Genomic DNA, 19009 nt, shown 5'->3' with positions numbered 1-19009 from the left:
GGATCGGTGATGTAAATCGGGCAGAACGGGAAAAGCTCAGGCCTCTTTTGGCGCTTCGCTCCAGCGGAGCTTCTCGCGCAACATGGCAAAGTAGCTGTAGCCCGGAGGATGCATCAGGGTTACGCAATACGGCGATCGCTCGATGCGCAGGCAGTCTCCACCCTGCAGATTGAAATGTTCCTGGCCGTCGAAATGGGCGCGCGCGTCATGCCGAAGAAACAACCGGACATCCAGCACCGAACTGTCACTCAGCGCAATCGGTCTCGACGACAAGGCGTGCGGACACAGCGGAACGATGAGCATGCTTCCGAGCGACGGATGCACGATGGGACCGTTGGCCGACAGCGAATAGGCCGTCGAGCCGGTCGGCGTGGAAATGATCAGCCCGTCGGAGCGTTGACTGTATACAAATTCGTCGTCCACCCGGACTTCGAACTCGATCATGCGGCCGAGGTCGCCCTTGGACAGCACGACATCATTGAGCGCCAGCGCCGAGAAAACGGACTCCCCGTCACGCAGCACGCCTGCCTGCAGCAGCGCACGGCGCTCGCGGGTGAATTGCCCTGCCATCAGGGCTTCCATCGCCGACAGCATGTTGGAACGGGCGACATCGGTCAGAAAACCCAGTCGCCCCTGATTGACGCCAACCAGCGGCACGGCGTGCGGCGCCAGCTTGCGGGCCGCGCTGATCAGCGAACCATCGCCACCGATGACCACCGCCAGCCCGGCGCGCCGGCCGATCCCGTCGAATGCAGCCGGCTCGAAATCGTTGCCGGACAAGGCATCCGCAGAATCCTGCTCGATCAGCACCTCGCGGCCGGAGTCGCGCAGCCAGTGCGCGAGCGTGCGCATCGATTCGCCCACCTCCGCGCTCTGGTACTTGCCAATCAGGGCGACGCAGCCGAACGACGGTGGGGATTTGTCCATCGTCGAATTAAACCACAAAGGCCGCGATCGACCGCGAAGCCGACGAGAGCGGGCCGGCCTGTGTCAATATCCGGGCCTGACGCCGTCGCACCCGCGGCACCGTTCTAGAATCTGAAGCCGGAAGCGCACACAAACCGCGAAGTCATGCTCGAAGACCGCTCCAGACTGCTGCTCAAAACCCTGGTCGAACGCTACATCGCCGACGGTCAGCCGGTCGGCTCCCGCACGCTTTCGAAGTATTCGGGGCTGGACCTGTCGCCGGCCACGATACGCAACGTGATGTCGGATCTGGAGGAGCTGGGCTTCATCACCAGCCCGCACACCTCGGCCGGACGCGTTCCGACGCCGCGCGGCTACCGGTTCTTCGTCGACAGCCTGCTGTCGGTGCAGCCGCTGGAGCCCGGCCAGATCAGCGAACTGAAGGGTGAACTGCGCCCGGCCGATCCGCGCGTGCTGGTCGGTCAGGCCTCGCAACTGCTGTCGCAACTGACTCACTTCGCCGGCATTGTGGTGGCACCGCGGCGCCAGATGGTGCGTATCCGGCAGATCGAATTCCTCAGCCTGTCCGACAAGCGCATCCTGCTCATCATCGTGACCGATCAGGGCGAGGTGCAGAACCGCATCCTGCTGACGGAGCGCAATTTCTCGCCGGCAGAACTGGTCAGCGCAGCCAATTTCCTGAACCAGAACTATGTCGGGTTTGATTTCGAGGAAATCCGCGGCCGGCTGCAGGCGGAACTGAAGAAGCTGCATGGCGATCTGACGTCGCTGATGGCGGCTGCGCTGCAGGCGGGCAACGAGGCCTTTTCCGGCGACAAGGGCCAGTATGTCATTTCCGGCGAGCGCAACCTGCTGGCAGTGGATGATCTGGCTTCAAACATGTCCCGTCTGCGCGAGCTTTTTTCACTGTTCGACCAGCGCACGCAGCTTGCCAGTCTGCTCGATCTTTCGCAGCAGGCAGAAGGCGTGCAACTGTTCATCGGCGGTGAATCCGGTCTGGCACCGCTCGACGAATGCAGCGTGGTCACCGCGCCCTACGAAATTCAGGGTCAGGTGGTCGGCAGCGTCGGCGTGATCGGCCCGACCCGCATGGCGTACGAGCGCGTCATTCCGATTGTCGATGTCACCGCCAAGCTGCTGTCGAGCGCGCTGAGCCAGACCTGACCCGAACCACCCGAACCGGGCGCGCCATGGATGCGCGCACCGCAACCCCAACGAGCCCATGTCACGATTCAACGCCGAACCGTCCTACACCCATGGCCAGCCCGCGCGCACCGGCGTGTTGCTGGTGAACCTCGGCACTCCCGACAAGCCGGACGCACCGTCGCTGCGGCGCTACCTCAAGCAGTTCCTGTCGGACGACCGCGTGGTCGAGATTCCGAAGGCCGTGTGGTGGTTCATCCTGAACGTCATCATCCTGAACGTGCGCCCGAAACAGTCCGCCGAAAAGTATGCCTCGGTGTGGACCGACGAAGGCTCGCCGCTGCGCGTGCATACCGAACGCCAGGCCAAGTTGCTGCGCGGCTGGATGATTGCCGAAGGTCAGCCCGACATCGATGTGCGATTTGCGATGCGCTACGGCAGTCCGGCCATCGGCGAGGTGCTGCAGCAGATGAAGATGGATGGCTGCACGCGCATCCTGATGCTGCCGATGTATCCGCAGGCGGCATCGAGCACGACCGGTTCGATGATCGACGAACTGGCGCAGACCCTGCTGCGCTGGCGCAACCTGCCGGAGCTGCGCTATCTGAGAGCCTTCGCAGCCGACGCCGGCTACATTGGTGCGCTCGCGGCCAGCGTGCGCGAGCACTGGGCGAAGAACGGCCGTGCGGACAAGCTGGTCATGTCCTTCCACGGCGTGCCGCACTTCCATCTGGAACAGGGCGACCCCTACCACTGCGAGTGCCACAAGACCGGCCGGCTGCTCGCCGAAGCGCTCGGGCTGGCGAAGGATCAGTATCTGGTTACCTTCCAGTCACGCTTCGGCAAGGCGCGCTGGCTCGAACCGTATACGCAGCCGACGCTTGAGAAGCTCGCCGCGGAGGGCCTGCAGAGCGTGGACGTGATCTGCCCGGGTTTCGTGGCCGACTGCCTGGAAACGCTGGAGGAGATCGCGGTGGAAAACCGTGAAGCCTTCATCGGCAAGGGCGGCAAGACCTTCCAGTACATCGCCTGCCTGAACGAGCGTGCCGACTGGATTGACGCACTGGGCCGCATCGTGCGACGCGAACTGGGTCACTGGTGGGACGAAGCGAGTCCGGTGGCCGATCAGCTGGCCCTGCAGGCCGAACGCGCGAAGTCTTTCGGTGCACTGAAATAGCGGCGTGCTCCCCAGCGGGAGACAACGAAAAAAAGGCGACCCCGGGGGTCGCCTTTTTTCATGCGCTGACCAAATTTCAAGCAGCGCGTGCTTCGGCCACCGACGTTTCGTCATTCTTGGCACGGCGCGGGCGACCGCGGCGCGATGCGCCAGGATCGAACTGGCCGTCGAGCTTCTTCAGCGCGTCCTTGCGCGCCTTCAGTGCCATCTTGAACGCGCCTTCCTCACCGTACTTGTTGACCGAGAATTTCACCCGCTTGCGCCGACCCGATGGCAGTGGCCATGAAGCCACCCAGAACCAGCGCTGTTTCTCTTCCGGCATGTCGCGCGTTTCCGACGCACAGTAACGGCACACCCCGACGACGCCGGAGCGGTTGTTCTTCTTGACGATGCTCGAATACTCGCGCAGCGAGAACGGCGGAAACTTCGCAATGATGTCGTCCCTGAACTGCTTGGCGGCGGTGAACGCTTTCTGCTTGCCGCCGAACACGCCATCGCTGAAGTGCTTGCGGTGTATCACGCCACGTCGCTGGATGGTCACGAGCCAGCCATGCGTCCGGCTGGCTTCGTTATCCACGCGGCTGATGCCATAAACTGAATTGCGGCTCAAGGTCGGTCTCCTTCCGATCAGCACCGGGTTGGCCGGGTGCCTGTGAGGAGAGTTTCGGCCTGCAGGATCGAAACTTTAGCGGCCTGAGCGGCTGCGTTTCACGATGAAACAGGCGGGTCGTGAAGTGTGTCCGGACCGCAAGGCGGCGTCCTTCAGCGACGGAGCGGCGGATCAGGTGCAAGTTCGAGATCAAGCCCGACACCGGCGACGCAGAAACCGGACTCTGTCGGCAGCATGACTTCTTCGCCCTGTGCGGCGAGAGCGGCGTTGGCGCGGATCAGACGCTGCACGACGGTACTGATCAGCTGGCCGCGGAAATGTTCGAGACATTCCTCCGACGCAAGCGTCAGCGCCGACGGATTGATTTCCAGAAAGGTGATCTGGGTCGTGGCGATCACGGTGGCCGACCGGCTGACATGCTTGGGATCGAGATAGCCCATCTCGCCGACCACGTCGCCGGTACCCAGTTCGGCCAGCAGACGACCACCAACGCTGACCTGGGCCTGTCCTGACACGATGAGGCCGAAGCGGTTGTCGGTATCGCCCTCGCGCATCATCACGGCGTTCTCGGCAAACTGGCGCCAGCCGGAAAAGCGCAGCACCTCCCACACCTCGACATCGTCGAATTCGGTGAAGAAGGCCATCTTCCGCAAAATGTTGAAACGGGTCGTGTCCGGCGGCACGTAAGCGTCGTCGAGCAGCTTGAAGCGCACCGACGACAGATCCTTCGCGAATTCGGCACCATTCTTGTAGCGCGAGTACAGATCCTTTTCGAGCGCCTTGCGGATTACCCGGTCCATGCCTTCGGGCACTTCCGGATTCAGCTGCGACGCGGATGGCGGATCGGCATTGATGATCTTGTAGATCAGCTGGGCCGGATGCTTGGCGCGGAAAGGCAGCCGCCCGGTCAGCAGGTGGAACAGCACCACGCCGAGCGAATACAGATCGGTCTTCTGGTTCAGCGGATAGCCCTTCACCTGTTCCGGACTCATGTAGGCCGGTGAGCCCACGCCCATGATGAAGGTCGAATCCTTGTCGTTTTCCTTCGCGACATTCAGCGCCAGCCCGAAATCCGTGACCTTCACGAGGTCATTGGCGCCGATCAGGATGTTGGCCGGCTTGATGTCGCGGTGCACGACACCCTGCTTGAACGCGTAGTCGAGTGCCATGCAGCACTTGAACACGATGCTGACGGCGCGCGGCAGCGGCAGCATCTTGTTGAATTCGCAGTAGTGATCGAGTGCTTCGCCCTCGATGTACTCCATCACCAGGTAGGCGCGCCCCTCTTCCACCTGCGCGTCGAAGATGCGGATGATGTTCGGGTGGTTGAGTTTTGCGGCGATCGCCGCCTCGGTCAGGAACAGCTTGCGCATGCGGCGCGACCATTTGCCCTGATCGCGGTTCTTGTCGCCGAAATCGACCAGCTTCACGGCGACCAGTTCTTCGATGTCATCGGCCTTGCATAGGTATACGGTGGCGGTCGCGCCCTTGCCGATTTCCCGGATAACCCTGTATTTGCCGATGCGATCAAGCATTCTTGAAGTGCGATGGAGGCGTCATGAACATCCGCAATGATAGGGCATCGGCCTTCATGGAACAAAAGCAGTTCCCGATGTCACCCTGAACTTGTGCGCTGTCGCGGGCAAAAACCATACATGTCGGCGGGGCTTGAAATCGCCCGGCTTCGGCCCCAAGTGCATCGGGTCCGAAAGCCAGAGGAAATCGCTGCATGACCGATCAGACCCCGCAAGACCTGCCGAACGAGCTGCCGGCCGATGCCGCAGCCACCGACGAAACACACGCAGCCACCGCCGATCCGGCGCTTGCCGCTGCAGAACTCAAGGTGGCCGAATTACAGGACGCCCTGCTGCGTGCCAAGGCCGAAACCGAGAACATGCGCCGCCGCGCGGCCGAGGATGTGCTGAAGGCGGGCAAGTTCGGGGCCGAGAAATTCGCCAGCGCGATGGTGCCGGTCAAGGACAGTCTGGAAGCGGCGCTCGCCGACCAGTCGTCCGACGTGGCGACACTGCGCTCCGGTGTCGAACTGACGCTCAAGCAGCTGCAGCAGGCCTTCAGTGGCGCCGGCGTCGAGGAAACAGATCCGCTCGGCGAGAAGTTCGACCCGCACCGCCATCAGGCAATCAGCCAGATCGAGGCGCCGGGCGAGCCGAATCACGTGGTTCAGGTACTGCAGAAAGGTTATCTGCTGCATGAACGCGTGCTGCGCCCTGCCCTCGTGATCGTTTCCAGGGCAGCCAGCTGAATGACCCCTTGAAATGTGGGCGAATGCGCCCACATCTGAGGCCAAGCGGTCGTTTCGCTCCCGACACACACACTTATATATAGAGGACCCCGAACATGGGAAAAATCATCGGCATCGATCTGGGCACCACCAATAGCTGCGTGTCCGTCATGGAAGGCGGCAAGCCCAAGGTGATCGAGAATTCGGAAGGTGCGCGCACCACGCCGTCCATCGTCGCCTACACCGAAGACGGTGAAATCCTGGTCGGCGCCTCGGCCAAGCGTCAGGCGGTCACCAATGCGGCGAACACGCTGTTCGCGGTCAAGCGCCTGATCGGTCGACGCTTCGAAGAGAAGGAAGTGCAGAAGGACATCGCGCTGATGCCCTACAAGATTTCCAAGGCCGACAACGGCGACGCCTGGGTCGAAGTGCGCGGCAAGAAGATCGCACCGCCGCAGGTGTCGGCCGAAGTGCTGCGCAAGATGAAGAAGACCGCCGAGGACTACCTCGGCGAGGAAGTCACCGAAGCCGTCATCACGGTGCCCGCCTATTTCAACGACAGCCAGCGTCAGGCCACGAAGGACGCCGGCCGCATCGCCGGCCTGGACGTCAAGCGCATCATCAACGAGCCGACCGCGGCTGCGCTCGCCTTCGGCATGGACAAGAAGCCGGGTGATTCGAAGATCGCCGTGTATGACCTCGGCGGCGGCACGTTCGACGTGTCCATCATCGAAATCGCCGATGTCGATGGCGAACACCAGTTCGAAGTGCTGGCCACCAACGGCGACACCTTCCTCGGCGGCGAAGATTTCGACCAGCGCATCATCGATTACGTGATCGACGAGTTCAAGAAGGATCAGGGCGTCGACCTGAAGAAGGACATCCTCGCGCTGCAGCGCCTGAAGGAAGCAGCCGAGAAGGCCAAGATCGAACTGTCGTCGGGTGCGCAGACAGAAATCAATCTGCCCTACATCACAGCCGATTCGACCGGGCCGAAGCATCTCGCGATCAAGATCACGCGTGCCAAGTTCGAGTCGCTGGTGGAGGAACTGATCGAGCGTTCGATCGAGCCCTGCCGCATCGCGATCAAGGATTCGGGCGTCAAGGTGAGCGACATCGACGACGTCATCCTGGTCGGCGGCATGACCCGCATGCCCAAGGTGCAGGAACGGGTGAAGGAATTCTTCGGCAAGGAGCCGCGCAAGGACGTGAATCCGGACGAAGCCGTCGCAGTCGGTGCCTCGATCCAGGGCGGCGTGCTGCAGGGCGACGTGAAGGACGTGCTGCTGCTCGACGTGACCCCGCTGTCGCTGGGCATCGAAACGCTGGGCGGCGTCATGACCAAGATGATCCAGAAGAACACGACGGTGCCGACCAAGTTCTCTCAGACCTTCTCGACCGCCGACGACAACCAGCCGGCCGTCACCATCAAGGTCTATCAGGGCGAGCGCGAAATGGCCAGCGGCAACAAGTCGCTCGGCGAATTCAACCTCGAAGGCATCGCCCCCGCTCCGCGCGGCCTGCCGCAGATCGAGGTGACCTTCGACATCGACGCCAACGGCATCCTGCACGTCGGCGCCAAGGACAAGGCGACCGGCAAGGAAAACAAGATCACCATCAAGGCGAATTCCGGCCTGTCGGAAGACGAAATCCAGAAGATGGTGAAGGACGCCGAGCTGCATGCCGAAGACGACCGTCGGGCACGCGAGCTGGCCGATACGCGCAACCAGGCCGATGCACTGGTGCATTCGACTCGCAAGGCGCTGACCGAGCACGGCGACAAGGTCGATGCCGGCGAAAAGGATGCGATCGAAGCCGCGATCAAGGAGACCGAAGAGGCCATCCGGTCAGGCGACAAGGAAGCGATCGAAGCCAAGAGCGCCGCATTGTCGACCGCAGCGCAGAAGCTGGGCGAAGCGATGTACGCCCAGCAGCAGGCAGCTGCCGGTGAAGCCGGTTCGGCACCGGGCGGCTCGGGCAAGGACGACGGCGACGTGGTCGATGCCGAGTACACCGAAGTGAACGACAAGAAGTAAGCTGCGCGTCTTCCGGTTGCCGATGGCGACCTGACCGCCGGGGCACAGAGACGCAGGGTCGCGCCCTGCTCCTCTGTGCCTTGGCGTATCTGTGGTGATAACGAATGGCAAAACGCGATTTTTACGACATCCTCGGCGTCAATCGGGACGCATCCGACGACGAGATCAAGAAGTCCTACCGCAAGCTGGCGATGAAGTACCACCCGGACCGCAATCCGGACAGCAAGGAAGCGGAAGACAAGTTCAAGGAAGCCAAGGAAGCTTACGAAATCCTGTCGGACGGGCAGAAGCGCGCCGCCTATGACCAGTACGGCCACGCCGGCGTCGACCCCAACATGGGGGGTGGCGGTGGCGCAGGCCCCGGTTTCGGTGATGCCTTCGGCGACATCTTCGGCGAAATCTTCGGCAATGCAGCCGGTCGCGGCCGGGCGGGCGGCGGGCGCAGCGGCGTCTATCGCGGCGCTGATCTGCGCTACAACCTCGAAATCACGCTCGAAGAGGCAGCACGCGGCACCGACACGCGCATCCGCATTCCGACCATGGACGAGTGCGGCACCTGCGATGGCACCGGTGCGAAGCCGGGCACCAAGCCGGTCACCTGCACGACATGCAATGGCGTGGGGCAAGTACGCATGCAGCAGGGCTTCTTCTCGATCCAGCAGACCTGTCCCAAATGCCATGGCACCGGCAAGATGGTGAAGGACCCTTGCGGCACCTGCCATGGCGCCGGCCGCGTGAAGTCGAGCAAGACGCTGCAGGTGAAGATTCCGTCCGGCATCGACGAAGGCGACCGCATCCGGCTGGCCGGCGAAGGCGAGCATGGTCAGGGCGGCGGCCCGGCCGGCGACCTGTACGTGCAGATCCACATCAAGCCGCACAGCGTGTTCCAGCGCGAGGGCGACGACCTGCACTGCGAAATGCCGATCGGCTTCGCCACCGCGGCACTGGGCGGCGAAATCGAGATTCCGACGCTGGAGGGTGCCGCCAAGATCAAGATTCCGTCGGAAACCCAGTCCGGCAAGGTGTTCCGCCTGCGCGGCAAGGGCATCAAGGGCGTGCGCAGCAGCACCCCGGGTGATCTGATGTGCCACGTGGTAGTCGAAACGCCGGTCAATCTGACGGCACGCCAGAAGGAACTGCTGAAGGAATTCGACGACATCAACCTGAGCGACGAAGCGAGCCACAGCCCGCGCGCCAAATCGTGGATGGACAAGATGAAGAACTTCTTCGCCGGCTGAGCCCTGACGCTNACATCAACCTGAGCGACGAAGCGAGCCACAGCCCGCGCGCCAAATCGTGGATGGACAAGATGAAGAACTTCTTCGCCGGCTGAGCCCTGACGCTTCCGCTTCGGGAAGCCGAAAATGAAAACGCCCGCATGATGCGGGCGTTTTCATTCAGCGGTGCGCCTTCGATCAGGCGACCAGCTTCTTCTCGATCCGCTCCTTGACCGCCGACAGGGCCGGCGGCAGGCGATTCTGCAAGCGCGAGAACAACTCGTTGTGCAACTCGATCTCGAGTTGCCAGGCCGCATGGTCGATCGACGTGATGCGCTCGAACAGTTCGCGGCTGAAATCGACCCCGGTCCAGCTCAGATCGTCATAGCGCGGCGTGGTGCCGAACAGGTGCTCGATGCCGTTCGCCTGGCCCGCCACGCGATCGAGCATCCACTTCAGCACACGCATGTTCTCGCCGAAGCCGGGCCACACAAACTTGCCGTTCTCATCGGTACGGAACCAGTTCACGCAGAAAATGTGCGGCAGCGTCTGGCCGCTGGCTTCGATGCTCTGACCGAGCTTGAGCCAGTGACTGAAGTAGTCGCTCATGTTGTAGCCGCAGAACGGCAGCATGGCGAACGGATCGCGCCGCACCACACCCTGCTGGCCAGCCGCCGCAGCGGTCGTTTCCGAGCCCATCGTGGCCGCCATGTAGACGCCCTCTACCCAGTTGCGTGCCTCGGTCACCAGCGGCACCGTGGTCGAACGGCGGCCACCGAAGATGAAGGCCGAGATCGGCACGCCGGCCGGGTTGTCCCAGGCCGGGTCGATGACCGGATTCTGCGTCGCCGCGACGGTGAAGCGCGCATTCGGATGCGCCGCCTTGGCACCGGTTTCCTTCGCGATGGCGGGCGTCCAGTCGCGGCCCTGCCAGTCGATCAGGTGCGCCGGCGGCTCCTTGGTCATGCCCTCCCACCACACGTCGCCGTCATCGGTCAGCGCGACATTGGTGAAGATGGTGTCGGACGCCAGCGACGCCATGCAGTTGGCGTTGGTATTCTGGTTGGTACCCGGGGCCACGCCGAAATAGCCGGCTTCCGGGTTGATTGCGTACAGACGTCCGTCCTTGCCCGGCTTGATCCAGGCAATGTCGTCGCCGATGGTGGTGACTTTCCAGCCCTCGAAACCCTTGGGCGGAATCAGCATCGCGAAATTGGTCTTGCCGCAGGCGGACGGAAACGCCGCCGCGACATAGTGCTTCTCACCCTGCGGGTTTTCCACGCCGAGAATGAGCATGTGTTCTGCCAGCCAGCCCTGGTCGCGGCCCATGGTCGAGGCGATGCGCAGCGCGAAGCACTTCTTGCCGAGCAGAGCGTTGCCGCCGTAGCCCGAGCCGAAGCTCCAGATTTCCCGCGTTTCCGGGTAATGAACGATGTACTTGGTGGCGTTACACGGCCACGGCACATCCTTCTCGCCCGCCGCCAGCGGCTTGCCGACCGTGTGCACGCAGGGCACGAAGTCGCCGTCGCTGCCCAGCACGTCGTACACCGCGCGGCCCATGCGGGTCATGATGCGCATGTTGACCGCCACATACGGCGAGTCGGACAGTTCGATGCCGATCTGCGAAATGTGCGAACCCAGCGGGCCCATCGAGAACGGCACGACATACATGGTGCGACCGCGCATGCAGCCGCGGAACAGGCCGGTCAGCGTTTCGCGCATCTGCGCCGGCGCCATCCAGTTGTTGGTCGGGCCGGCATCTTCCTCGCGTGCCGAGCAGATGTAGGTGCGGTCTTCGACGCGCGCGACGTCGGACGGGTCGGACAGCGCGAGATAGGAATTCGGGCGCTTGACCGGATCGAGGCGTTTCATCGTGCCCGATGCGACCATGTCGGCACACAGACGATCGTATTCCTCTTCCGAACCGTCGCACCAGTAGATTGCGTCGGGTTGGGTGAGCGCCGCCACTTCGGCGACCCATGTGACCAGCTTGCGGCTCTTGACCCATGCCGGAACGGGTATTTCGCCGGAGCGGATCTGCTCGGGCGACAAGACGACTTTCATGCGACGCTCTCCATAAACCACACTGGGCGGGACGCGGCAGTTGCCGCGTGCCGTCCGGTTCAACCGTTTGAACGAAACCCGCATCAGGCCGGGTGGGCCCATGCATCGGACAGGTACTGACGCAGGCGGGGTGGCCTGCGCCTTCCTTTCGGAGGTCGCACTTTATAGATAACGGCATCTTATGTCTGCTATAAGAATCACGAATGCCGCGATTCTCTGAGCGCCGGCAGGTGTGTGGCGGACGGCGCCGAAGCGCGGATCAGTCCTCTGCCGGTGGTGCGACGAGCGCTTTGAGTCCCGCCCGATCGATCAGCCAGTGATAGCGGCTGTCAGGCGCATCGGACAGCAGATTGCTGCGGCGCAGGATGCCGAGCGCGCGGCTTGCCGATTCCGGCGCTGCACCGAGAATGGCACCGATGTCTTCCAGACTCAGACGGATGGCCCGGTCCGGTTCGACATCGTCGCCAAGGCGCAGCAGCAGGCGCACGACCCGGGTTTTCACGTCGGCGTGACCTGCCGTCAGTTCGGCCAGCCAGGCGTCGGCTTCAGCCAGCGCGGCATGCCAGTGTTCGAGCAGGGGTTTCTGCAGGCGCGGCGTATCCCGGTTGAGCCGCTCGACCAGCACACGCGGAATGCGGCACAGCGCGACCGGTGACAGCGAAATCGAGGTGTGGTCATAGGCCGGACTCACCAGTGCTTCGAGACCGAATACGTCACCGCGACCCAGGATGCGCAGGATGCGCTGGGTGCCGTCCGCCCCGTAGCGCACCAGCTTGACTGCACCGCTGCGCACCGTGAACAGCCATTCTCCGTGGGCACCCGCGTGATAGATGACTGCGCCGGATGGGTAGTCGAAGTCGTCGATCTGGTCGTGGAGAAGCGCGAAATCTGACTCGACCAGATCGGCAAACAGTGCGCTGCGGCGCACGCCGCATTTCTGGCAGTCGCTGTGGCCGTGCCAGGCCGACTTGATCGTGATCGCGCGCACCCTACCCCCGGTGAAATTCCGCTAAGCCCGTCGCCAGGTGGTACCGGCGGCAGAGTCTTCCAGTATGACGCCTTGTTGCTTCAATTCGTCCCTAACGCGGTCTGCAGTCGCAAAATCGCGCGCCTTCTTGGCTGCGATGCGCTGTTCGATGAGTGCATCGATCTGCACATCGTCCAGTCCGCCTGCCTGCGCTCGTCCTTGGAGGAATTCTTCCGCAGATCGTTCCAGCAGACCGAGCACGCCGGCCAGCGCACGCAGTTCGCCCGAAACGGCCGGGTCGCCGCTGCGATTGGCGTCGTTCGACAGTTCGAACAGCACCGCCATCGCTTCCGGCGTATTGAAATCGTCATCCATCGCGGCGCGCAGTCGCTGCCCGGCCGGTGTGGTCCAGTCCGGCCGTACATCCGCCGGCGGGACGTTCTTCAGAGTCGTGTACAGACGGTTCAGTGCGCCGCGGGCGTCGTCGAGATGGGCGTCGGAGTAGTTGAGCGGGCTGCGGTAGTGCGCGCGCAGGATGAAGAAGCGCACCACTTCCGGATCGTACTGCTTCAGCACTTCGCGGATGGTGAAGAAGTTGCCGAGCGACTTCGACATCTTCTCGTCGTCGACGCGCACGAAACCGTTGTGCATCCAGTAATTGACAAAGGTGTGCCCGTGCGCGCCCTCACTCTGGGCAATCTCGTTCTCGTGGTGCGGAAACTGCAGGTCGGCGCCACCGCCATGGATGTCAAAGTGATCACCCAAGAGCTGCGAACTCATGGCGGAACATTCGATGTGCCAGCCCGGCCGACCGTCCCCCCACGGCGAGGTCCATTTCGCGTCAGCGGGTTCCGCCGGCTTGGCGTGCTTCCACAGCACGAAGTCGAGCGGATCCTGCTTGCCGTCATTCACATCCACGCGTTCGCCGGCGCGCAGTTCGTCAAGCGACTTGCCGGACAGCTTTCCGTAACCGGCGAACTTGCGCACGCTGTAATTGACGTCACCGCTCGCGGCACGGTAAGCCAACCCCTTCTCCTGCAGCCGCTCGATCAACGACTGCATCTGCGGCACGAATTCGGTCGCACGCGGCTCGTGATCGGGGCGCAGCACGCCGAGCGCATCGGCGTCCTCGTGCATCGCCGCGATGAAGCGGTCGGTCAGCGCGCGCATCGATTCGCCGTTTTCGGCCGCGCGCCTGATGATCTTGTCGTCGATGTCGGTGATGTTGCGGACATAGGTCACGGCATAGTCCGACGCGCGCAGCCAGCGCGACACCATGTCGAACACCACCATCACCCGGGCGTGGCCCAGATGGCAGTAGTCATACACCGTCATGCCGCACACGTACATGCGCACGCGGCCCGGCTCGATCGGAAGGAATGCCTGCTTTTCGCGGCCTATGGTGTTGTAGATCTTGAGCATTGGTGTGGGCCAAACGGAGGGTGCTTGGGGTACGCGCCGACCGCGCGGGCGGGTCGGTTCGGAATTCAGGCGCAACAACAGGACGTCGGCACGCCTTCTTGATAAGATTCGGGTCTGTCAAACGACGGTTTCACGCCAAAAAGTCTAACACATGGCCTCTTCGACACGTTTTCGTCTGCCGCTCGCATCGCGCATCGCAGCCGCCCTGATCATGCTCGGCGTATCGCTCCAGCCAGCCTTCGCCAACAGCGTTCAGGAAGCCGAAAAGCTGCTGCGACAGAAGCAGCCACAGCAGGCACTGGAACAGATCGACCTGTTTCTTGCAAAAGTGCCGCGCGATCCGCAGGGCCGTTTTTTCAAGGGACTGATCCTGACCGAGTTGGGTCGTGTACCGGAAGCGACGTCGGTTTTCCAGAAGTTGACCGAGGACTACCCCGAACTGCCGGAGCCCTACAACAACCTGGCCGTGCTCTACGCTCAGCAGAAGCAGTTCGACAAGGCCAAGACGGCACTCGAAATGGCCATACGCACCCACCCGAGCTATGCGGTCGCGCACGAGAATCTGGGCGACATCTACGCCCGCATGGCGACCCAGGCCTACGACCGGGCACTGCAGCTCGATTCTTCGAACATCGGTGCGCAGAGCAAACTGAACCTGATCCGCGAAATGGTCGGCAACGCCCCGCGCGGCGGCAGCAAACCGACTTCCTCCAGCACGCTGGCGGCAACGCCGCCGTCGACTGTCGCAGCGGTCACGCCGCCGGTCGCCGTTGTCCCGCCCAAGCCGCCGGAACCCGCAAAGCCTGCATCGCCCGCGGCCACTGCCACGGCAACGGCAACGGAAACACCGGCAGCAACTCCCTCCGCTGCGGCTGCGGCCTCACCGACCGACGGCGCAGCCGGGCTTCCGATGGCCGACATCACACGAACCATCGAGGGCTGGGCCGCCGCGTGGGCGCGCAAGGACGTGAGCGCCTACCTTGCGCTCTACGACAGTACTTTCGAGGTCCCCGGCAAGAAATCGCGCAAGGCGTGGGAGGCCGAACGCCGGGCACGAATCGACAAACCCGGCGCTATCGAGGTACGGATCGAGAACGTGCAGGTCACCCGTGTCGGCGCCGATCGCGTCAAGGCAACTTTCCGCCAGCACTACAAGGCCGTCGGCCTGAAAAGCTCCACTACCAAGACGCTGGTGCTGGTGAGCCGTGATGGTCGCTGGATGATCCAGCGGGAGCGCGTCGGCGGATGACGGCGATGCGGTATTTTTCCGGACGCGCGGTCGCGCGCGTCCTGCGCAATGCGCTGTGCCTGTCGTCGCTGATCGTCCCGCTCGCCATCGGCTCGGGTCAGTCAGGCGACGCCGTGCGCTATTCAGACAGCGGTCCGGAGCCGATGCTCGAACAGGTGTTCCGCCAGATCGAGCGCAACAAGCTGGGGCTGGCGCTCGAACAGGTCGACGCCCTGCTGCAGATCTGGCCCAACTTCCGGCTCGGCCACCTGATTCGGGGCGACCTGCTGATGGCCAGGTCAAGCGCGCTGACCACGATAGGCAATGCACCGAACGCCCCGGAAGAACGGCTGGCCGACCTGCGCGATGAAGCCGTGGCGCGCATCCGCGCCTACCGCGACAAGCCGCCGGCCGATCGCGTGCCGCGCTACCTGCTGCAATTGCAGGCGTCGCAACGTCATGCGGTGGTCGTCGACACACGCCGCTCGAGGCTCTATCTGTACGAGAACGTCGACGGTCAGCCGCGCTTCATTGCCGACTACTACGTGTCGCATGGCCGGCTGGGCATCGAAAAGATGCGCGAAGGCGACAAGAAGACGCCGCTGGGTGTCTATCAGGTGACCGGGTTCCTGCCGCCGGAACGGTTGACCGATTTCTATGGCGCTGGCGCGCTGCCGATCAATTACCCGAACGCGTGGGACCGCAGGCAGGGCCGCAAGGGTCACGGCATCTGGCTGCACGGCACACCCTCCGATACGTTCTCGCGCCCGCCGCGCGCATCCGACGGCTGCGTCGTGCTTGCCAATTCCGATTTCCTTGCGCTGAACAACCACCTGCAGGGCGCGTCGGTGCCAGTCATCATCAGCGACTCGGTGGAATGGCTCACGCTGGACGACTGGCGGTCCGAACGCAGCGAATTCAACAAGGCACACGAACAGTGGCGCAGCGATTGGGAAAGCCGTGACGTCGAGCGCTTCCTGTCGCATTATTCCGCGCGATTCAGCGCCGGCAAGAAGGATCTGGCGGCGTTTGCCGCTCAGAAGCGCGCCGTGAATGCGGGCAAGAAGTGGATCAAGGTAGATGTGGAAAAATTGAGCACCTTCCGCAACCCCGGACGCGAAGACCTGGTCGTCGTCACTTTCGAACAGAATTACCGCAGTGACAACCTGTCGAACCGCATGCTCAAGCAGCAGTACTGGCAGCGGGAAGACGGCCGCTGGCGCATCGTGTTCGAAGGCGAAGGCTGAACCTGGCCGCCCCTCACCCGTCTATCCGGCTGACCTGTCCGTTTGCATGCCCGCATGAATCCCCGATCACCCAACCCGGAGTCACCCACATGAAGAAGTTTCTGCTCGCGCTGCTCGCCAGCCTTGTCCCGCTGGCCGCAATCGCTGCCAATCCGCAGGTCGAACTCAAGACCAGTCAGGGGCCGATACTGATCGAGCTCTTCCCGGAAGCCGCGCCCGCCACCGTCGCCAACTTCCTGCAGTACGCGAAGTCCGGTTTCTACGACGGCCTGATCTTTCACCGCGTGATGAACGGCTTCATGATCCAGGGCGGCGGTTTTGACGCCCAGATGAACCAGAAGCCAGCCGGCGCACCGATCCGCAACGAAGCCGAAAAAGCCATGAGCAAGGGTGTGCGCAACGCGCCGGGCTATCTGTCGATGGCGCGCACCAACGATCCGCATTCGGCAAGCGCCCAGTTCTTCATCAACCTGGTCGACAACCGCTCGCTCGACTACCCGTCGCGCGATGGCTTCGGCTATGCCGCGTTCGGCAAGGTGATCAAGGGTATGGAAGTGGTCAACGGCATCGCCAACGTCCGTACCGGCGACAACGGCCCGCACCAGAACGTACCGCTGACGCCGGTGGTCATCCAGTCCGCCCGCGTCATCGAAGCGCAGCCCTGATTCCCGGCGCGCAGTCGTCACGACTCGTTCCCACTCACCCCACCCACAGCCGCCCCGCGCGGCCCCGCTTACGGAGATTCACATGGTCAAGCTGCACACCAACCACGGCGTCATCACGCTCGAACTCGACGCTGAAAAGGCACCGCAGACGGTTGCCAACTTCCTCGCCTATGTCGAGGCCGGTCATTACAACAACACCATTTTCCACCGCGTGATCGGCAACTTCATGATCCAGGGTGGCGGCTTCGAACCCGGCATGAAGCAGAAGGACACCCAGGCGCCGATCAAGAACGAGTCGGCCAACGGGCTCTCGAACACGGTCGGCACCGTCGCCATGGCGCGCACGTCCGACCCGCATTCGGCCAGCGCGCAGTTCTTCATCAATGTCGGCAACAACCTCTTCCTCGACAAGGACCAGGCACAGGACGGCTGGGGCTATTGCGTGTTCGGCCGGGTCAGCGAAGGCATGGATGTGGTCGAAAAGATCAAGGCAGTGCGTACCGGTCGTTCCGGCTTCCACCAGGACGTGCCGGTCGAGGATGTGCTGATCGAACGCGCCGAAGTGGCCTGAGCGCGCTGGCGCGACGACGCATGGACCTGTTTGCTTCCGATCTCCACCTGTCGTCCGCCACGCCAGACCTCAACGCGGCCTTCCTGCACCTGCTCGAAGGCCGCGCGCGCGACGCCCGACGGCTGTTCCTGCTGGGCGACATCTTCGAGGTGTGGGTTGGCGACGAAGACGCCGATATGCCCGAACACCGCCCGATCATCGCCGCATTGCGCGCGCTGAGCGACGCCGGCACCGACGTCCATGTGCTGCCCGGCAACCGTGACTTCCTGCTCGGCGCCGGATTCACCGCCGCCACCGGCGCCACGCTGCATGGCGACTGGCTGCGGTGCGACGTCGCCGGTCAGCAGGCGCTGCTGATGCATGGCGACACGCTATGCACCGACGACCTGCCGTATCAGCAGTTCCGCCGCATGGTGCGCCATGCCGATTGGCAAGCCGCCTTTCTCGCCCGCCCGCTCGCCGAGCGCCACGCGATCGCCGCAGACCTGCGCCAGCGGAGCCAGCAGGCCGTCGCCGGCAAGGCCGAACAACTGATGGATGCCAACGGCGAGGCCATCGCCGCCGTGCTGCGCCACTACGCGTGCACGCTGCTGATCCACGGCCACACCCACCGGCCGGCCCATCACACACTCGAGGTGGATGCCGTCGCCTGCGACCGCTGGGTGATCGCCGACTGGCGCGACCGCGCCTGCTGGCTCGAAGCCGACGACCACGATCTGCGCGCCTTCACGACGGCCGACAACGGCTGCATCGTGTCCGACCCGCGCCATTTCTGAAGGATGCCCCTCATGAGCCTGCCCGACAACAAGGATGAACTGACGCTGCGCCTCGATGCCGATGGCCGCATCGAGTGCCGCCGTGGCACCGACACGGCAGCGCCCGCGATCCGGTTCGACCCCGCATTCTTCGGCCACCCCGAATCCACTGACGCCCAGCGCGCGCTCGGGCGCTTCGTGTTCTCGCTGCTGCAGGGCATGGCCCCGGCGGCGAACGCCGGCGCAACGCCCGCCGACAACGCGCCGGCCGCGCTGTACGACAACTTCGTCACCCTGCAGAACCGGGCGATGCAGGAATACTCCGCCAGCCTGCTCGAAATGGCCGAGAAGTCCCTGCAGCAATCCGCCGCCGCCGGTTTCGGCCAGGCCATCGAAGCGATGAAGGACTGGCCGTCGGTCCGGACCGTCGCCGACATGCTGATCGCCCGCGGGCCGGAACAGCCGCGCTGAGCGGCGCCGATCTCCCGGACGGAAGGCGGGCGGAATGTCCGCACAGGCGCCACCGCAACACCTGCTTGCAACTGGCAACAGCCGCGCGGCCGCGCATCGACTACTGTTCAGTTGCCGCGAGTGCCCCCGGGCAGTCAGGCCCTCTCCTTCCGCAAGCCCGCCCCGTGCGGGCTTTTTTTTACGGGGTCGCAGCGCAGGCCGCAGCTATCCGGCACTGATTGTGACCGCTGCACGACGCCCTGAAAAGAAAAAGCCAACTCGCGGGAG

17 protein-coding genes are annotated in these 19009 nt (G+C 63.6%); 11 read left to right on the top strand and 6 right to left on the bottom strand.

All coding sequences use genetic code 11. The features are described 5' to 3' along the window. Window positions 1-36 precede the first annotated feature (36 nt). Window positions 37-927, bottom strand: coding sequence for an NAD kinase (locus NMQ16_RS11395; RefSeq protein ID WP_257080786.1), 891 nt, complete (start codon window positions 925-927; stop codon window positions 37-39). Between the two features lie 144 nt (window positions 928-1071). On the opposite strand from NMQ16_RS11395, the gene hrcA reads away from it, so the two are divergent. Both hrcA and hemH read left to right on the top strand, forming a co-directional pair. Then, window positions 1072-2091 (top strand): heat-inducible transcriptional repressor HrcA, encoded by a 1020-nt coding sequence (gene hrcA, locus NMQ16_RS11390; RefSeq protein ID WP_069039970.1) that lies wholly within the window; start codon window positions 1072-1074, stop codon window positions 2089-2091. Window positions 2092-2149: 58 nt separating this feature from the next. After that, the gene (gene hemH / locus NMQ16_RS11385; RefSeq protein WP_257080785.1) at window positions 2150-3247 is read left to right on the top strand and encodes a ferrochelatase; all 1098 of its coding nucleotides are present in this window, start codon (window positions 2150-2152) and stop codon (window positions 3245-3247) included. A gap of 76 nt (window positions 3248-3323) precedes the next feature. Here the strand turns inward: hemH and NMQ16_RS11380 are convergent, their stop codons facing one another. Both NMQ16_RS11380 and NMQ16_RS11375 read right to left on the bottom strand, forming a co-directional pair. Beyond that, entirely contained in the window at window positions 3324-3857 is a 534-nt protein-coding gene (locus tag NMQ16_RS11380) for an AP2 domain-containing protein (protein WP_257080784.1), read from the bottom strand. Window positions 3858-4009: 152 nt separating this feature from the next. Beyond that, window positions 4010-5392, bottom strand: a complete 1383-nt coding sequence (locus NMQ16_RS11375; RefSeq protein WP_257080783.1) for a serine/threonine-protein kinase — start codon at window positions 5390-5392, stop codon at window positions 4010-4012. A gap of 194 nt (window positions 5393-5586) precedes the next feature. Here NMQ16_RS11375 and grpE point away from each other — a divergent pair, with 194 nt between their 5' ends. From grpE to dnaJ, 3 genes are all read left to right on the top strand, one after another. Beyond that, entirely contained in the window at window positions 5587-6120 is a 534-nt protein-coding gene (gene grpE, locus NMQ16_RS11370; RefSeq protein ID WP_257080782.1) for a nucleotide exchange factor GrpE, read from the top strand. 95 nt (window positions 6121-6215) lie between these two features. After that, a complete protein-coding gene (dnaK, locus tag NMQ16_RS11365; RefSeq protein ID WP_257080781.1) occupies window positions 6216-8135 on the top strand; it encodes a molecular chaperone DnaK in 1920 nt (639 codons plus the stop codon). Window positions 8136-8239: 104 nt separating this feature from the next. Then, on the top strand, window positions 8240-9373 hold the full coding sequence (gene dnaJ, locus NMQ16_RS11360) for a molecular chaperone DnaJ (RefSeq protein ID WP_257080780.1): 1134 nt from the start codon (window positions 8240-8242) through the stop codon (window positions 9371-9373). A gap of 177 nt (window positions 9374-9550) precedes the next feature. Here dnaJ and NMQ16_RS11355 read toward each other — a convergent pair whose 3' ends face one another. The 3 genes from NMQ16_RS11355 to cysS form a co-directional block, all read right to left on the bottom strand. Further along, window positions 9551-11416 (bottom strand): phosphoenolpyruvate carboxykinase (GTP), encoded by a 1866-nt coding sequence (locus NMQ16_RS11355; RefSeq protein ID WP_257080779.1) that lies wholly within the window; start codon window positions 11414-11416, stop codon window positions 9551-9553. 259 nt (window positions 11417-11675) lie between these two features. Then, the gene (locus tag NMQ16_RS11350; protein ID WP_257080778.1) at window positions 11676-12404 is read right to left on the bottom strand and encodes a Crp/Fnr family transcriptional regulator; all 729 of its coding nucleotides are present in this window, start codon (window positions 12402-12404) and stop codon (window positions 11676-11678) included. A 21-nt stretch (window positions 12405-12425) separates the two neighbouring features. Continuing rightward, on the bottom strand, window positions 12426-13805 hold the full coding sequence (gene cysS, locus NMQ16_RS11345) for a cysteine--tRNA ligase (RefSeq protein ID WP_257080777.1): 1380 nt from the start codon (window positions 13803-13805) through the stop codon (window positions 12426-12428). A gap of 151 nt (window positions 13806-13956) precedes the next feature. Between cysS and NMQ16_RS11340 the strand changes: the two genes are divergently transcribed. The 6 genes from NMQ16_RS11340 to NMQ16_RS11315 all read left to right on the top strand — a co-directional run bounded on the left by NMQ16_RS11340 (window position 13957) and on the right by NMQ16_RS11315 (window position 18742). Beyond that, window positions 13957-15054, top strand: coding sequence for a tetratricopeptide repeat protein (locus NMQ16_RS11340; protein ID WP_257080776.1), 1098 nt, complete (start codon window positions 13957-13959; stop codon window positions 15052-15054). 5 nt (window positions 15055-15059) lie between these two features. Next, window positions 15060-16280, top strand: coding sequence for a murein L,D-transpeptidase family protein (locus tag NMQ16_RS11335; RefSeq protein WP_257080775.1), 1221 nt, complete (start codon window positions 15060-15062; stop codon window positions 16278-16280). A gap of 89 nt (window positions 16281-16369) precedes the next feature. Further along, window positions 16370-16945 carry a peptidylprolyl isomerase gene (locus NMQ16_RS11330; RefSeq protein WP_257080774.1) on the top strand — a complete coding sequence of 192 codons (576 nt, stop codon included), beginning with the start codon at window positions 16370-16372 and terminating at the stop codon, window positions 16943-16945. A gap of 82 nt (window positions 16946-17027) precedes the next feature. Beyond that, complete coding sequence (locus NMQ16_RS11325; RefSeq protein ID WP_257080773.1) at window positions 17028-17516, top strand: peptidylprolyl isomerase; 489 nt, start codon at window positions 17028-17030, stop codon at window positions 17514-17516. Between the two features lie 20 nt (window positions 17517-17536). Next, a complete protein-coding gene (locus tag NMQ16_RS11320; protein ID WP_257080772.1) occupies window positions 17537-18292 on the top strand; it encodes a UDP-2,3-diacylglucosamine diphosphatase in 756 nt (251 codons plus the stop codon). Between the two features lie 12 nt (window positions 18293-18304). Then, complete coding sequence (locus tag NMQ16_RS11315) at window positions 18305-18742, top strand: hypothetical protein (protein WP_257080771.1); 438 nt, start codon at window positions 18305-18307, stop codon at window positions 18740-18742. Window positions 18743-19009: the final 267 nt, after the last annotated feature.

This window comes from Methyloversatilis sp. XJ19-49 (assembly GCF_024580145.1).
Taxonomy (GTDB): domain Bacteria; phylum Pseudomonadota; class Gammaproteobacteria; order Burkholderiales; family Rhodocyclaceae; genus Methyloversatilis.
The sequence above is the reverse complement of the archived record's forward strand: the minus strand, read 5'-3'. Positions and strand labels throughout refer to the sequence as shown.

Coding starts and splice junctions, on each gene's coding strand:
- NMQ16_RS11395 (WP_257080786.1), bottom strand. CDS start 927: ATGGACAAATCCCCACCGTCGTTCGGCTGCGTCGCCCTGATTGGCAAG.
- hrcA (WP_069039970.1), top strand. CDS start 1,072: ATGCTCGAAGACCGCTCCAGACTGCTGCTCAAAACCCTGGTCGAACGC.
- hemH (WP_257080785.1), top strand. CDS start 2,150: ATGTCACGATTCAACGCCGAACCGTCCTACACCCATGGCCAGCCCGCG.
- NMQ16_RS11375 (WP_257080783.1), bottom strand. CDS start 5,392: ATGCTTGATCGCATCGGCAAATACAGGGTTATCCGGGAAATCGGCAAG.
- grpE (WP_257080782.1), top strand. CDS start 5,587: ATGACCGATCAGACCCCGCAAGACCTGCCGAACGAGCTGCCGGCCGAT.
- dnaK (WP_257080781.1), top strand. CDS start 6,216: ATGGGAAAAATCATCGGCATCGATCTGGGCACCACCAATAGCTGCGTG.
- dnaJ (WP_257080780.1), top strand. CDS start 8,240: ATGGCAAAACGCGATTTTTACGACATCCTCGGCGTCAATCGGGACGCA.
- NMQ16_RS11355 (WP_257080779.1), bottom strand. CDS start 11,416: ATGAAAGTCGTCTTGTCGCCCGAGCAGATCCGCTCCGGCGAAATACCC.
- cysS (WP_257080777.1), bottom strand. CDS start 13,805: ATGCTCAAGATCTACAACACCATAGGCCGCGAAAAGCAGGCATTCCTT.
- NMQ16_RS11340 (WP_257080776.1), top strand. CDS start 13,957: ATGGCCTCTTCGACACGTTTTCGTCTGCCGCTCGCATCGCGCATCGCA.
- NMQ16_RS11335 (WP_257080775.1), top strand. CDS start 15,060: ATGCGGTATTTTTCCGGACGCGCGGTCGCGCGCGTCCTGCGCAATGCG.
- NMQ16_RS11330 (WP_257080774.1), top strand. CDS start 16,370: ATGAAGAAGTTTCTGCTCGCGCTGCTCGCCAGCCTTGTCCCGCTGGCC.
- NMQ16_RS11325 (WP_257080773.1), top strand. CDS start 17,028: ATGGTCAAGCTGCACACCAACCACGGCGTCATCACGCTCGAACTCGAC.
- NMQ16_RS11320 (WP_257080772.1), top strand. CDS start 17,537: ATGGACCTGTTTGCTTCCGATCTCCACCTGTCGTCCGCCACGCCAGAC.
- NMQ16_RS11315 (WP_257080771.1), top strand. CDS start 18,305: ATGAGCCTGCCCGACAACAAGGATGAACTGACGCTGCGCCTCGATGCC.